This is a genomic window from uncultured Brachyspira sp., from assembly GCF_910588665.1.
Lineage (GTDB): Bacteria > Spirochaetota > Brachyspiria > Brachyspirales > Brachyspiraceae > Brachyspira.
This window is the reverse complement of the sequence record NZ_CAJUPR010000009.1, coordinates 21,611-37,581: the sequence shown is the minus strand read 5'-3', so window position 1 is coordinate 37,581 and position 15,971 is coordinate 21,611. Positions and strand designations below refer to the sequence as shown.

The 15,971-nt window shown below is 27.3% G+C and carries 16 protein-coding genes; 13 read left to right on the top strand and 3 right to left on the bottom strand.

The features are described from left to right. Position 1: 1 nt before the first annotated feature. Positions 2-1,606: a peptide ABC transporter substrate-binding protein gene (locus tag QZ306_RS07815; RefSeq protein WP_295162783.1), complete on the top strand. Its 1,605-nt coding sequence runs from the start codon at positions 2-4 to the stop codon at positions 1,604-1,606. 3 nt (positions 1,607-1,609) lie between these two features. Here the strand turns inward: QZ306_RS07815 and QZ306_RS07810 are convergent, their stop codons facing one another. From QZ306_RS07810 to QZ306_RS07800, 3 genes are read right to left on the bottom strand one after another with little or no spacing between them, the layout of a single operon-like run. Continuing rightward, complete coding sequence (locus QZ306_RS07810) at positions 1,610-1,750, bottom strand: hypothetical protein (protein ID WP_295162782.1); 141 nt, start codon at positions 1,748-1,750, stop codon at positions 1,610-1,612. Beyond that, entirely contained in the window at positions 1,741-1,878 is a 138-nt protein-coding gene (locus QZ306_RS07805) for a DUF2147 domain-containing protein (protein WP_295162780.1), read from the bottom strand. The genes QZ306_RS07810 and QZ306_RS07805 overlap by 10 nt, the downstream gene beginning before the upstream one ends. A 50-nt stretch (positions 1,879-1,928) precedes the next feature. Beyond that, the gene (locus tag QZ306_RS07800; RefSeq protein WP_295162778.1) at positions 1,929-2,099 is read right to left on the bottom strand and encodes a hypothetical protein; all 171 of its coding nucleotides are present in this window, start codon (positions 2,097-2,099) and stop codon (positions 1,929-1,931) included. A gap of 136 nt (positions 2,100-2,235) precedes the next feature. Between QZ306_RS07800 and QZ306_RS07795 the strand changes: the two genes are divergently transcribed. The 12 genes from QZ306_RS07795 to QZ306_RS07740 all read left to right on the top strand — a co-directional run bounded on the left by QZ306_RS07795 (position 2,236) and on the right by QZ306_RS07740 (position 15,655). Continuing rightward, entirely contained in the window at positions 2,236-3,360 is a 1,125-nt protein-coding gene (locus QZ306_RS07795; protein WP_295162777.1) for an aminopeptidase, read from the top strand. Between the two features lie 111 nt (positions 3,361-3,471). Beyond that, positions 3,472-4,176, top strand: coding sequence for a UMP kinase (pyrH, locus tag QZ306_RS07790; protein WP_295162775.1), 705 nt, complete (start codon positions 3,472-3,474; stop codon positions 4,174-4,176). A 21-nt stretch (positions 4,177-4,197) separates the two neighbouring features. Beyond that, the gene (gene floA, locus QZ306_RS07785; protein WP_295162773.1) at positions 4,198-5,214 is read left to right on the top strand and encodes a flotillin-like protein FloA; all 1,017 of its coding nucleotides are present in this window, start codon (positions 4,198-4,200) and stop codon (positions 5,212-5,214) included. A 111-nt stretch (positions 5,215-5,325) separates the two neighbouring features. Then, complete coding sequence (locus QZ306_RS07780) at positions 5,326-6,525, top strand: MalY/PatB family protein (RefSeq protein ID WP_295162772.1); 1,200 nt, start codon at positions 5,326-5,328, stop codon at positions 6,523-6,525. A gap of 177 nt (positions 6,526-6,702) precedes the next feature. Beyond that, positions 6,703-7,266: an alkyl hydroperoxide reductase subunit C gene (gene ahpC, locus QZ306_RS07775; protein WP_295162770.1), complete on the top strand. Its 564-nt coding sequence runs from the start codon at positions 6,703-6,705 to the stop codon at positions 7,264-7,266. A 114-nt stretch (positions 7,267-7,380) separates the two neighbouring features. Then, a complete protein-coding gene (locus tag QZ306_RS07770; protein ID WP_295162768.1) occupies positions 7,381-7,710 on the top strand; it encodes a hypothetical protein in 330 nt (109 codons plus the stop codon). 314 nt (positions 7,711-8,024) lie between these two features. Beyond that, positions 8,025-8,981 carry a DUF1837 domain-containing protein gene (locus QZ306_RS07765; protein WP_295162766.1) on the top strand — a complete coding sequence of 319 codons (957 nt, stop codon included), beginning with the start codon at positions 8,025-8,027 and terminating at the stop codon, positions 8,979-8,981. Beyond that, on the top strand, positions 8,978-11,146 hold the full coding sequence (locus tag QZ306_RS07760; protein ID WP_295162764.1) for a DEAD/DEAH box helicase: 2,169 nt from the start codon (positions 8,978-8,980) through the stop codon (positions 11,144-11,146). Before QZ306_RS07765 ends, QZ306_RS07760 begins: the two co-directional genes overlap by 4 nt. A 171-nt stretch (positions 11,147-11,317) precedes the next feature. Continuing rightward, the gene (locus tag QZ306_RS07755) at positions 11,318-11,557 is read left to right on the top strand and encodes a type II toxin-antitoxin system HicA family toxin (protein ID WP_295162763.1); all 240 of its coding nucleotides are present in this window, start codon (positions 11,318-11,320) and stop codon (positions 11,555-11,557) included. Positions 11,558-11,559: 2 nt separating this feature from the next. After that, positions 11,560-11,736: a type II toxin-antitoxin system HicB family antitoxin gene (locus tag QZ306_RS07750; RefSeq protein WP_295162761.1), complete on the top strand. Its 177-nt coding sequence runs from the start codon at positions 11,560-11,562 to the stop codon at positions 11,734-11,736. 265 nt (positions 11,737-12,001) lie between these two features. Next, positions 12,002-14,878 carry a TaqI-like C-terminal specificity domain-containing protein gene (locus QZ306_RS07745; protein WP_295162760.1) on the top strand — a complete coding sequence of 959 codons (2,877 nt, stop codon included), beginning with the start codon at positions 12,002-12,004 and terminating at the stop codon, positions 14,876-14,878. Next, positions 14,879-15,655 carry an RES family NAD+ phosphorylase gene (locus QZ306_RS07740; RefSeq protein WP_295162758.1) on the top strand — a complete coding sequence of 259 codons (777 nt, stop codon included), beginning with the start codon at positions 14,879-14,881 and terminating at the stop codon, positions 15,653-15,655. The last annotated feature ends 316 nt before the right edge of the window (positions 15,656-15,971 follow it).

Genomic DNA, 15,971 nt, shown 5'->3' with positions numbered 1-15,971 from the left:
TATGAAAAAAGATATGCTAATTAAATTATTTATATTTATTATTTTTATTATATCATGCCGTAAAGAGCCTAAAAATATTTTAAATGAATTGACAGTTTCAGTAGGTTCTAAACCTCATACTATAGATCCTTCTTTAAACTTATCAGCAGATGCTATGATATATGCGGCTCATTTATTTGAGAATTTAACTGTCAGAGATAAGAATAATAATATAATACCAGGTTCTGCAGAAAGCTGGATATCTTCAAATAATAATACAATATATATTTTTAATATAAGAAGTAATGCCAAATGGTCAGACGGAATTGATTTAACGGCTGATGATTTTGTTTATGCTTGGAGAAGAATTGCATACGCTAATAATTCATATTCTGTATTTTTAGATGTTATAAAAAATGCAGATGATATCATGGCAGGAATTAAGGATAAGGAGACTTTGGGAGTAAAGGCATTGAATAATAAAACTTTATATGTTGAATTGGAATATCCTGCTCCTTATTTTTTAGAAATGACAGCTCATACCGCTTATACTCCTTTGCGGGAAGATATAGTGAGTAAAGACGAATACGGCTGGACTTTAAAATCTGATACTATGGTTGGAAACGGAGCTTTTCAAATAGTACGCTGGGATAGTCATTCAAGACTTGTAGTTCGTAAAAATACAGACTATTGGAATTATAGAGAAGTAAAGCCCGATATTATTAATTTTGAATTTATGGATAATGATAATGCAACAATGTCAGCTATTTTGAATGATGATATATATTTTTGTTATAATGCTCCTATTGATGATAGGGAAAAACTTATCAATGAAGGCATCGCAAGAATAGTTCCCAATGCCTCTATTTATTTTTATGAGTTTAATCATACTAGAAAACCTTTTAATGATGAGAGGGTAAGAAGAGCCGTTTCTTTAGCCATAGACAGAGAATATATAGTAAATAATATAATGAAGTTCGGAGAAAAAACTGCGGCTGCAATTGTTCCTTATAATATAAAAGATGCAGAGAGTACGAACGATTTCAGAAGCAGAAAGGAAGGTTATTTTTCCACTAAAAGAGAAGATTACATTAAAAATATTGAAGAGGCTAGAGCTTTGCTTGCCGATGCAGGATATCCGAATGGCAAAGATTTTCCTGTATTTGAATTATTAATTAATTCTGGTTTTCATGCTGTTATTGCAGAAAGCATAAGATCCATGCTTAAGGAAGCATTAAATATAGATATGACTATAAGAGAGGAAGAGCTGTCCGTATTTCTGCAGATAAGAAAAGACGGAGATTTTGATATTGCAAGGGAGGTATGGTCCGGAGGATATAACAGTCCTAATGCTTTTTTATCTTTATTAAAAACAGGATATGCATTTAATTACGGAAAATACAGCAATAAGGAATTTGACGAAGCTTTGATTAATGCATCTTCAGCAAGTACGGATATTGACAGCAGCATGTATTTTCATAAGGCGGAATATATTGCTATGAATGATATGGCTATTATTCCTATATATTATTATTCTTCAACTATAATGCAGAATAAAAAACTTAATAATGTTATTTATGATATGTTCGGAATTTATAATTTCAGAAATGCAGAGCTCATATATTAATTATTATATTCCTTTTCCGTCTATAGTTCTTAATTGATTTATCTTCATATCTGAATATTTATAAGCTTCTTCATTTGACAGTCTTATCCACTTAACTGTCACTCCTATAACTCCGCTTTTATCAATAGATGCTATCAGAAACAATGTTTTTTGTCTTCCGATAAGCTTATTTTGGCATAGTATATGCTTCCCTGATCTGTATGATATATATTTCCTATTTGCCATTCTCCGTTTTTGAATTCTATGTCATATATAAATATTAATCCCTTCAAATCTTTATTTCTTAATTCTTTATTCGGATTATATATATCTAATGTGCTTTTTACATTGCTATGCCATAAGCATATACTTTATTTTTTATTACTATTATTATAGCTGCTTTCATTCTGCCTTTAGGGTTTTCAGACATTTTCCAGAAATCTTTAGCATCTTCCGCATAATTTTCTGCATTAAGTAAAGAACTCAATAAAATTATAAATAAACTGTTTTTCACTTTTTGATTATCCGAATTTATTTTTTATATATTATACATTTAAATAATATTTTTTCTATACTGTAAATATTAAGTATTGATTATTATTCATTATTGTATAAAATCATATTAAAAATAAAAGGAAATATTTTTTATTATGAAAGATGTAAGAATAGAAAAGCTTGCAAAAATTATAGTTAATTATTCATGCAAAATTAAAAAAGGAGAGAAGGTTCTTATAAAAGTATACGGAGAAGGAGAGGAGCGCAGTTTAGTTGCCGCCGTTATAAATGAAGTATATAAAGCTTCGGCAAGTCCTTTTGTTTGGAATCATGATCCTCAAATAATTAGAGAATTATTGAAGCAATGCAATGAAGAGCAGATAAAAATTTGGGCTAAATCCGATTTAATGCTTATGAAAGAAATGGACGCTTATATAGGAATATGGGGCGGATTAAACAGTTCTGAAAACTCTTCAGTGAAAATAGAGAATAATAAAATATATGAAAAGTTTTATCTTAATCCTGTACATATGAAAGAGAGAGTAAAAAATACAAAATGGGTTGTTATGAATTATCCCACATCTTCTATGGCTCAGCAGGCTTCTATGAGTACTGATGAGTTTGAAGATTTTTATTTTAAAGTATGCAATCTGGATTATTCTAAAATGTCTAAAGCTATGGATAATTTAGTTGATATTATGAATAAAACGGATAAGGTAAGAATAGCAGGAAAAGATACAGATTTGACTTTTTCTATTAAAGGAATACCTGCAGTAAAATGTGCAGGAGAGCTTAATATTCCAGACGGAGAAGTTTATACGGCTCCTGTAAAAAAATCAGTTAATGGAATTATATCTTATAATACACCTTCATTGTACAGTGATGGATTTACTTATGAAAATATTAAATTCGAGTTTAAAAATGGAAGAATAATCGGCGCTTCCTGCAACGATACAAAAAGAATAAATAAAATATTAGATACTGATTTGGGAGCAAGATATATAGGCGAGTTTGCCATAGGGGTTAATCCCTATATAACAGAGCCTATGAAAGATATATTATTTGATGAAAAAATTATGGGAAGTTTTCATTTTACACCAGGCTCCTGCTATGATGATGCCTTCAATGGAAACCATTCTTCCGTACATTGGGATTTGGTATGCATACAGACTAAAAAATACGGCGGCGGCGAGATTTATTTTGATGATAAGCTTGTAAGAAAAGACGGATTGTTTGTTATAGATTCTCTTAAATGCTTAAATCCTAATAATTTAAAATAACTTGGTATACTGAAAAGCTGTAAAGTTTTTGAATATATAAACTATTACTTAAGCTTGATATATATAAAAAAAATAGTATAATTTTTAAAATTAAGTTTAAAGAGGTTAGTAATGAAAAAAAGAGTATTGCTTAAAATATCAGGCGAAGCTTTACTTGGTAAAAAAGAATACGGAATAGATAATAATGTGGTTGATAGAATTGCATTAGAGATGAAAGAGGCAGGAACTGAAACTGAAATAGCAGTTGTCGTAGGAGGAGGAAATATTTTCAGGGGAATGCATCTTTCGGATAAAACTGGAATGGTAAGAGCTACAGCAGATTCTATGGGTATGCTTGCAACTATTATGAATGCCATAGCGTTAAAAGACAGATTTATGGCTGTAGGAACTCCTACTCAAATTCTTTCAGCTTTTAATATAGAGGGTATGATAGAAGGTTTTGAAAGAGATAAGGCAATTCGTATATTGGAAAGAGGCAATGTTTTAATCATAGCGGGCGGTACTTCAAATCCGTATTTTACAACCGACAGCACTGCAATATTAAGATCTTTAGAGATAGGGGCTTCTATAGTTCTTAAAGGGACAAATGTTGATGGAGTTTATGATAAAGATCCTAAAACAAATAAAGATGCTAAAATGTATGAAGATATCACATTTAGAGAAGCCATTAATAAGAATTTAAGGGTTATGGATATGACGGCTTTTGCTATGGCTAATGATAACAGTATGCCTATAAGAATATTCAATATGAATACAGAGGGAAACATTACCAAAGCTATTTCTTTTGAAAATATAGGAACTTATGTGCATAATTAATAATATTTAGGAGGTTAATTTATGTCTGATTTCAGTTATATACCAATAATTCCGATGTTTGTCGGTATAGCAATACTGCTTATAATTTTATTTATTTTTCTGCATTTTTTTCCTATGGGGCTTTGGGTGACGGCTTTATTTTCAGGCGTAAGAGTAAATATGATAACCTTAATTACTATGCGTCTTAGAAGAGTTAATCCTTCTCTTATAGTATTGAATCAGATAAAATTATGGAAAGCAGGTTTAAAAATAGGTACTAATGAGCTTGAGGCGCATTATTTGGCTGGAGGAAATCCGACTGCTGTTGCCGATGCTCTTATTGCTGCAGATAAGGCTTCTTTAAATTTATCATTTGAAAGAGCCGCAGCTATAGATTTAGCAGGAAGAGATTTAGTTGATGCCATAAGAACTTCAGTTTCTCCAAGAGTTATTGCGACTCCTTTAATAGCAGCTGTTGCAAAAGACGGCATACAGGTAAAAGCCACCGCAAGAGTTACTGTAAGAACAAATATAAATCGTCTTGTTGGAGGAGCGGGAGAAGAAACTATCATTGCAAGAGTGGGAGAAGGTATTGTAACTACTATAGGAAGTTCTTCTTCTCATAAAGAAGTTTTAGAAAATCCTGATAGAATTTCTCAGGTTGTGCTTGCCAAAGGATTAGATTCAGGAACTGCATTTGAAATACTTTCTATTGACATTGCCGATGTTGATGTCGGAAGCAATATAGGAGCTTTCCTGCAGATAGATCAGGCTGAGGCGGATAAAAAGATTGCTCAGGCTAAGGCTGAAGAGAGAAGAGTTATGGCTATAGCCAGAGAACAGGAAATGCGTGCTCAGGTTGAAGAGATGAAAGCTAAAGTTGTGGAAGCCGAATCTCAGCTTCCTCTTGCTATTGCGGAGGCGCTTAAAAAAGGCAATATCGGAGTATTGGATTATTATAATATGAAAAATGTTATTGCCGATACTGAAATGAGATATAGTATTTCAGGAATGGATTCTGCAAGTAAAAATAATAATTCTAATAATACAAAACAATAAATTCAGTATATTTATAATTTTTTATGGTCTGTGTATTATTCTGTATGCAGACTATTTTTTTATATCAGATTAATTTTTCAATATAAAAATATTATATTTAAGGATAATTTTATGACCGCAGAAGAGTTTAACAGCAGATATTTGGTAGGCAGAGATGGAACTAATTCAGAGAAATGGGAAACAGGAAAAGACAGAAGATTTCAAACTGACGGACTTATTCCTATGTGGGTAGCCGATATGGAGTTTAAAGCTCCTGATGAAGTTATAGAAGCCGTTAATAAAAGAGTTTCTCATGGAGTTTTTGGATATACTGTTTTATGGGACAGTTATTTTGAAGCTTTTTTTAATTGGCAGAAAAGCAGATATAATATAGATTTAAAAAAAGAGTGGATAAAATTTTCTGCAGGAGTTGTAACAGCTATATATTGGATTGTAAATGCTTTTACTGAAAAAGGGGACAGCATAGCAATACTCACTCCTGTTTATTATCCTTTTCATAATGCGGTAAAAGATAATGAAAGAATTTTAATAGAATGTTCATTAAAAAATGATAACGGTATTTTTACTATAGATTTTGAAAAGCTTGAAAATGATATAATAAATAATGATGTTAAATTGATAATATTCTGCAATCCTCATAATCCTGTAGGAAGGGTATGGACAGAGGAAGAGATTGATAAAGTTTTTGATATATGCAAGAGGCATAATGTTTATATAATTTCAGATGAGATTCATCAAGATATAAATCTTGGTATAAAGCCTTTTATATCTGCGCTTTCTATTAAAAATAAGGATAAATATACTGACAGACTTATAGTTCTTACTTCGGCATCAAAGACTTTTAATCTGGCATGTCTTTTAAACTCTCATATTATTATACCAGATGAAAAAATGAGAAAATTATATAATAAATATGTCAATACTATTAATAAAACTGAGATAAGCGTTTTAGGTATGATTGCCGCTGAAGCTGCATACAGATATGGTGCGGATTGGCTTGACGGATTATTAAATACTTTAAAAAGAAATTATGAATATATTAAAGATGAATTAAAAAAAGAAATTCCTAATATAATAGTAAGTCCATTGGAAGGCACATATCTGCCTTTTATAGATTTAAGAAAAGCTGTTAATAAAGACAGGGTAAAAGAGTTTATACAAGATGACTGTAAAATAGCTGTAGATTTCGGCGAATGGTTTTCAAAAGAATATAAAGGCTTTATAAGATTGAATATAGCGACAAATTTTGATTATATAAAGCTTTTTATTAAAAGAGCTGTTTATCAATTAAAAAATAAGGATTATAAATAATTTTATTTAAGCTGATTATTTTATATTTGAATCTGTATAAAAATTATATTTTGTCAAATTAATTAAATATTATATTTTTTAGTAATTTTTACTAATATATATTTTTTTTTACTTGACAAAAAATATTATTTAGTATATTGTTAGAAGCTATAAACTACAAGCAATAGGAGTTATAATATGAGCTTAATTAATAGAAAAATTACTGATTTCAAAGTTCAGGCATATCAGAACGGCGATTTCAAAACAGTTGAAACAAAAGATGTGCTTGGTAAATGGAGCGTATTTTTCTTTTATCCTGCAGATTTTACATTTGTATGTCCTACTGAATTAGCGGATTTAAATAGCATATATGACGAATTGAAGAAAATTAATTGCGAGATTTATTCTGTATCGGCAGACACTCATTTTGTGCATAAAGCTTGGGCTGATGCCACAGATACTATTAAAAATATTAAATATGCGATGCTTGGAGATCCTACGGGAGTACTTGGAAAGTTTTTTGAAGTATTTGTAGATGAAGAGGGAAAAAATTTGCGCGGAAGCTTTATTGTAAATCCTGAAGGCTTTATTAAGGCTTATGAAATACATGATATGGGAATAGGAAGAGATGCTAATGAACTTCTCCGCAAAGTGCAGGCTGCTCAATATGTAGCTGAACATGGCGGAGAAGTTTGCCCAGCTAAATGGAAGCCTGGCGCTGAAACTTTAAAGCCGAGTATTGACTTAGTAGGAAAACTATAATCTATTAATTATATAAATATACCATAAATAAAAAGGGCATATAATTTATTTATATGTCCTTTTTATTTTTCAGTATTACTGTATAATAATACAATTGTACTTGGAGTATTATTTATGAAGTCTATTACAAAAAATGCAAAAGAATTATTAAAATTAAGAAATTTATTAAATTATGAAATTGATAATGATAAATTAGATTATTTTAAAAAAGAAATTAAATTGTACAGAGAGAAAATAAATAATGCTAAAGATAAAGGAGACACATATTATAATTTGAGGAATTGTGCTTATTTAAAAGATTTTGAAAAAGATAGAATAATTTGGACGCCTGTTAACGGAATATATTATTTTAAAGATACTTCTGAGCTTGATGGCGAAGTTGATAATATTGTGTATGAGTTGTATAATTTAACTGATGATGAAATAAAGATTATTGAGTGGTAACTTCTTTATGAAAGAAAGCAAATTTTTCTTGTTCTTTTTTTGCTTGCCCCAAAAAACGGCATTTCTTTTTTGTAAAAAAGAACCAAAAAACATTTACAATCTTTTGGTATAATTTATTATTTCTGGTATTGAGTCATATTTTTTTCTTACGCTACAGGCGGACTTTGTCAAAAGAACCAAAAAAAAATTATTAAATTTATGGCTCGGACTATTAGCCTTTGTTTAGATTTAAGAGTATATATAGTGGGTTGATAATTTAAAAGTTTTATTTATAATTTAAATAATAACTAAAGAAAGACTATGGAAGGTTATTAATGAAGAATAAATATAATGAAATAACTAAAACAAATTATGATAATATAAAATTTGATATATTAGTTGACGATATATTAAAAAATTTAAATCTTAATATAGACGCATGTTATAAAAATTATTGTCTTCTAAGTTTAATTAATGATTATGAAAATGGACAATGGAGAATCAATAAATTTGTAGATTATTTATATGATAGAGTTATAGAGGTAGGACTTTCATTTGAAGAAAGAAAAATATTGTCAGATTATCCAATGAGTATGTTAAAAAAAGCTATTTCAAAACTTAAACCAAATGATATAGAAAAATCTGGAGAAATAGGAGAAATTTTATTATATGCTATAATGAAAGATTATTATAATGCTTTAAATGTAGTTCCTAAAATATTTTATAAAACTAATAGAAATACTTATATTCATGGTGCTGATAGTATACATATTACAATTAATAATGGTCAAATTAATTTATGGTTGGGGGAATCCAAGTTTTATAAAGATGTAAAGAAAGCAGTTAAAAATGCTATAGAATCTATTAAATCTATTTTAGAAGATGATAAATTAAAAGCAGAAATATCAATGGCTTATAATTCTAAAGATTTAAATGATATGTTAAGCTTTAATAAAATAGATAAAAATATTCATGAAAATATTAAGTTAATGTTAGATAACGCTAATTCACTTGATAAAGTAAAAAAACAATTACATATACCTATATTAATATTATATGAGTGCGATATAACATTATCAAATAACTCTATAGATGATAATTATAAAACAAATATAATTTCTTGCCATAAAAAAATAGTAAAAGAATGTTTTTTAGCTAGTTTTGATTTTATAAAGAATTTGTATAAAGGAGAAGAAATCAATTTTCACTTAATACTTTTTCCAGTACATAGTAAAAAAGATATATCCGAAATTTTTTTTAGAAAGTTATTAGAATTAGAAGAAAAAATATGAAAGAATTTGATTTATTTGATGAATGTAAAAAAATTAATTCATTATTCAATAAAGAAAAAGAAGAAAAAGCCAGAGAATCTTTGATTAATTTATTAGACTATATAAATAATAATATAGATATTAAATCACAACCTTTGAGTTATAGACAGTTTTTTTATCATTTAATAAGGATGTCAGGATTGTATCCATATTTAGATAAATATATTGAAGATGCAATATTTGAAGATCGATTAGTTTATAATTTATTCTCTTTGTATGATAAAAATGATAATATTGTATTACATAGGGAACAGTCAATGATATTGAAACTTCTTTTAAATGGTGATAATGTATTGTTAAGTGCACCAACAAGTTTTGGTAAAAGTTATATAATAGACAGTTTAATATCTATTAAAAAACCTAAAAATATTTTAATAATAGTTCCTACAATAGCCCTACTTGATGAAGCTAGAAGAAGGATATATAAAAAGTTTCATAATGATTATAATATTATTACTACAGTAAATGAAAGCATAAAGTTTAAAAATATATTTATTTTTACACAAGAAAGGGCTTTAACATATTATAAAGTATTATTTAATATAAATTTGGATTTATTTATTGTTGATGAATTTTATAAAATAGAAATAATCAAAAATGATAATGGAAAAGCTGATATAAGAAGTTCTATATTACAGCAAATAATATTTTATTATTGTTCTGAAATTACACAGAAATATTTTATTGCACCTAATATTGATGAAGTATCAGAAAATCCATTTATAGAGCATAATGAATTTTATTATACTAATTTTAATACAGTAAAAGTTGAAGAGCATAATTGCATTGTTACAGGAAAGAATAAAGAATATTTAAAAAATAATAAATTAAATTCATTATTAAGAAATGAATTATTTAATAAAAAAAATATTATATACACAAATACAGTTATAAGTATAAAAGATATATATAAAGAATGTATAGAAAAATATAATATAAGTATGTCGACAAATACTAAATTGCAAAATAGTTTTTTAAAATGGTTAGGGTTACATTATTCCAAAGAATGGATTTTATATAAATTAGTTAAAAGAGGAATTGGTATTCATAATTCCCAAATACCAAAATATTTATCTCAAATACAAATTAATCTTTTTAATTATAAAGAAATTAATCATATAAATACAATAATTGCTACTTCTTCACTTATAGAAGGAGTTAATACAGTTGCTGAGAATATCATTTTATATAGTAATAAAATATCAATAAACAAATTTAATAGGTTTACATACAATAATATAAAGGGTAGAGCTGGTAGAATGTTTGAGTATTATACAGGTAATATTTATTTATTAGAAAAGCCTCCAGCTAAAAAAATATATAAATTAAATATTGATATTAATGATTCTACTATTATTGATATAGATAATACAGAAATATTTAATAATTTAACAGAAGAACAAAAAAATAATATAGAAGAAACTAAAAAAGAAATGATATCAATGATAGGTGAAGAAGAATTTTACAGTATTAGAGATGAACATTCAATAAAAAATGATAGAGAAACTATGCTTAATATAACTAAAGAATTATATGATGCAAGTGATAATAATAAGCTAATAGATATGTTATTACCATTTTCTAATGAAGATTGGAAAAATGATTTTAATTACATATTAAATATATTATATAAATGTAATATTTATTTTAAATATGAGCCACAAAATATATCAAATTTTATTATAGCTATTTCTAATAATTGGAACTTATCATTATTAGAAATTTTAAATACAACTAAAAATTATATAGAAATAGATGATTATTTCAAATTTGAAAATTTAGTATCATTTGATGTATATAATTTGTTTTCAGATATTAATACATTACAAAAATGTATTTTAAAAGATAATGCAATTGATATATCTTCATTTGTTACTAATTTACAAAATGTATTTTTACCACCACATGTTTATACTTTAGAAGAATTTGGACTTCCTAGAATGTTATCTAAAAAAATTGATGAATCTGCTATTATTAAATTTAATTTTAATGAAAAAGATGGGATTAATAAGACTTTAAATCAATTTATAGAAAAAAAAGATGATATTATAAAATTATTTGATATAAACTCTTTTGATTATTATTTTTTACAATATTTTTATGATGGTATAGATATTAAAATATAATAATTGTTTAATGTTGTGTAATCAGCCACAACTTCCTCACTTCATTCGGTCGCGTTGGCGTTTGGTAAGGTGAGGCAATACCGTGCAGGGTGGTGCTACAGCTCGTAGGGCGAATACTGCGGAAGCTAGGCGGGTAGTTGATTTTATATTGAATAACTTTATAATTAAAATATGAATAGAAAAGAAATTATTAAGAAACTTACAAATAATAAAAATATTAAATATTATTATTTTTGTAATATTGTTGAAGATTTTGGTTTTGTGTGCAAAAGGCAAAGAGGAAGCCATAAAATATATTCCAAAATAGGAGTTAGTGAGCTAATTAATATACAAAATGTTAATGGTGAGGTAAAACCTTATCAAGTTAAGCAGTTTTTATCTCTTGTTAAAAAATATGGTTTGGAGGAGTAATTATGAACTATAGTATAAAAATTTTTTATAGTGAAGAAGATGAGTGTTATATAGCTTTATCTGAAGAATTAGACTCTATTAGTGCTTTTGGGGCAACAGAAGAAGAAGCTTTAAGAGAAATAAAAAATGTGATAGCACTATATTTTGAAGAAAAAAATATACCATTAAAAAGGTCATAAATTTTTGTTTTTGAGTTTGGTTAGCTTTTTAGTTAGTTTATTTTTTTATGCTGGGTAATCAGCCGCATACACTTCGGGTGCTTCCTCACTTCATTTGGTAGTGTTGGCTTTTGGTAAGGTGAGGCGATGCTTGCAGGGTGGTGCTGCGTAAGGTAAAGCTTGCAGTTTGTTTGATGTTTGGGCTGATTTTTCTGCTTATGTTTAGTTGCAAAATGTGTTTTTTGATGTATTGTAATATAAAGTTATAATTGGGGTGTTTTATATTATGAAAGTCACAGGTAATTTAAATAATTTTAAGAGTTATGTCAACTCTGATCTCAAAAATCAATCATATGAAAAACTATATTCTTTAATTGAAAAATTCAAATCAAATTATTCACAGTATACAAATAAAAATTATAATGAAACTGAGACTAGAAGGGATTTTTTAGATCCGTTCTTTGAGGCTTTCGGCTGGGATGTTTCAAATAAGGCTGGAAAATCTCAGACTTACAGAGATGTTGTGCATGAGGATAGAGTTAAAGTCGGTAAGGAAACTAAAGCTCCTGATTATGCATTTCGTATTGGCGGTAGCAGAGTTTTCTTTGCGGAGGCGAAAAAGCCGGGGGTTAATCTTAAAGAGGACAGTTTGCCTGCCTTTCAGCTTAGGAGGTACGGCTGGAGTGCTAAGCTTGGTATAAGTTTTCTTACCGATTTTGAGGAGCTTGCCGTTTACGACTGCACTAGAAAGCCAAATGTTAATGATAAAGCGTCTGCTGCTAGGATTGAATATATATATTTTGAGGATTATTTAAAAAGGTTTGATTTTCTTTATGAGATACTTAATAAAGAGAGAATTGAACAGGGTTCGCTTGAAAAATATATTGCTGGTACTTCAAACAAAAAAGGTACAGAAAGTGTTGATATTGATTTTCTTAATTCTCTTGATAGTTTGAGGACTAAGCTTGCATCTAATATTGCGAAGCTTAATAAAAAGTTATCTGTACGCAATTTAAATTATGCGGTTCAGCAGATTATTGACAGGATTATATTCTTGAGGGCTGCTGAAGACAGAGGCATTGAAGAATACGGGGATTTAAAAAAGATATTAGAAAATAAAAGCAGGAATTTTTATAAAGATTTACTTATTCTTTTTAATAAAGCCGACGGAAAATACAATTCGGGATTATTTGATTTTACAAAAGATAATATAACCGCTGATATAGATATTGATAATAAAGTGATAAAAGAGATTATTAATGAACTTTATTATCCTTTGAGCCCTTATGAGTTTTCTGTTATATCTGTTGAGATAATAGGGAATGCTTATGAGCAGTTTTTGGGTAAGACTATCACTATAGGTAAGAATCATAGTGCGAAGATAGAATTAAAACCAGAGGTGCGTAAGGCAGGAGGGGTTTATTATACGCCTGAGCATATAGTTGATTATATAGTAGCGAATACGGTTGGGGAGGCTGTAAAGGGTAAGAAGCCAGAGGAGATAGCGAATATAAAAATATTGGATCCTGCTTGCGGCAGCGGAAGTTTTTTACTTGGGGCATATAAATATTTACTTAATTATCATATTGAATATTACAACAAGATAAAGGACAGGGCGAAGTTTAAGGGGTCAAAAGAAGATGTAATAAAAGAGAATGGGGATTTGACAATTTGGATAAAGAAGCAGATATTACGCAACAATATATTTGGTGTGGACATAGACAGCAATGCGGTAGAGGTAACGAAATTATCGCTGCTTATGAAATGCTTAGAGGGAGAGAGTCCTGCGTCAATACAGAACAATCAGGATTTATTTAATGAGCGTGCTTTACCGTCATTGGAGGACAATATCAAATGCGGCAATAGTTTGATAGGAAGTGATTTTTACGGTAGCCAGTCTTTGCTTGATTTTGACGAGGAGACTCAATATAAAATAAATTGTTTTGATTGGGAGGACGAGTTTAAAACTGTTTTTAAATATGGCGGTTTTGATATTGTGATAGGCAATCCGCCGTATGTTATGATGCAAAATTTAGACAGCAGATATTATTTTGATTATTGTCTTGCAAATTATAAATCAGCAAAATATAAAATAGATACATATCAAATTTTTATTGAGAAATCTATAAAATTATTAAAAGATAATGCAGTCATATCTTTTATAACTCCAAATACATTTTTAACAAATATACATTCTGAACCATTAAGGAATTATATATTATATAATACTAATATTTTAAGTATAGTTTTATATAAATATTCTGTGTTTAAAGATGCTAGTGTAGATAATTGCGTTTTTATTTTGTCTAAAAATAAAATAGATAATGAAAATATAATAGATATAAAAATTTTAAATAGTCCTGAGAATATAGTATATCAATCAAAAATAGAACAAAATAAATTTTATTCTAACGATAGACATAATTTTAATATTTTAGTGAATGAAAATGATAATATGATTTTAAATAAGATAAAGGAAAATTCTACATTGCTAGGAAATTATTGCGGTGCATATTTTGGTATACAAACTTTTGATAGAAAAAAATATGTAGTAGATAGTAAATTAGGTGAAGATTATAAACCAGTAATTGATGGCGGTAGTATATTCCCATTTTTTATAAAAGATGCAGAAGAATATGTGCATTTTATAGATAAAAATATTAAGAGTGGCGGAAATAAAAATATATATGAACAAGACAGAATAGTTATAAGACAAATAGGCGAAACTCCAATATCTGCATTTATCAGTGCAGGAATTTATACTTTAAATACAGTTTATAATGTATATAGTAGAGAAGAAAATAATTTAAATTTGTATTTTATATTAGGTATTATTAATTCTAAATTATCAAAATATTGTTGGTTAAAAAGAAATAGTGATGAAAAAAAATTATTTCCTAAAATAAAGAAAGAGGCTATATTATCAATATATATTCCTAATTTAGATTTAAATAATAAAGAAGACAAAGATATACATGATAAAATAGTTGTTCTTGTTGATAATATTATTGAGCTTAATAAAAAAGTTAATACAGAAAAAAATCCTAACTCTTTAAATATGATAAATAGGCAGATTTCCGCTTGTGAAAAACAGATTAATAATTTGATATTTTCTATTTATAATTTAGATGATGAAGAAAAAAAGATTGTAGAAGGGAATTAAATGGAAGATGAAGATATAATTAAAAAACAATCTTTAGAAAAGATGTTATATTTTTCTGATATAGCTAATGATTTTTGTTCATTTAAAAATGAAATTACTTATAATAATAGATTTTTTCCAAAACATAAAATTATTACTAAATTAAAAAAAGAATTAAAAAATCATCAATATATATTAGAAAAGGAAACTATTTTATATCGTAGTAGAATATATAGATTACCTATAGATATAAATTGTTTTATTGAAAATGGTTATTTATCAGGATATGATGCTGAAAATTCTTTAGCTCCTAAAGATAAAAATATTATTGTGGCAGGTAGAGCAAATCCAGAAAAAATTAGTTATTTATATTTATCTCAAGATATAGAAACAAGTATTAAAGAAATACGTCCAATTATTAAAAACAGGATTAGTGTTGCTAGAATAAAAATATTAAAAAATTTAAAATTATTTGATATTTCAAATTTAAATAAAAAATTAAAAAATGTTCCTGAATTGCAATCATTAAATTATGCTTTTTCTATTCCTAATTTTGGAGATAAAACAGATTATATTCCAACACAATATATTGCTGAGTTATTAAAAAATAAAAAATTTGATGGAATTAGATTTAATAGTTCTCTTGATAATGGTGGAATAAATATAACTTTATTTAATCATGAAAATAATTGTGAGTTCATAGATTCAAAATTATATTTATTAGACGATATAAATATACATTATTCAGATATGGAAGATTTTTTTAAATTATTTTTATCTATATATAATAAAAAATAATAACTTAAATTTATGATTATTGACTTGTTGATTTTTGTAATTAAGGGTACTATAACTAATAAATTATAGTACCACATCTCTTATGTATTATTTACATCTAACGTAAAAACGCCATGCTTTATATCCATAGTCATGCGCATCTAGTATTCTACCAGAATTGCCACGCACTCTGCGATATCTGCAGTAAATAATTCTATAATTAGAATTATTTTTCATGGTTAACCTCCTTTAATAAGATTTTAATAAGAAGGTAACTATTGCATTAAAATATTTATCTATATATAATAGATTCGATGTTATTATACAATAGATACTT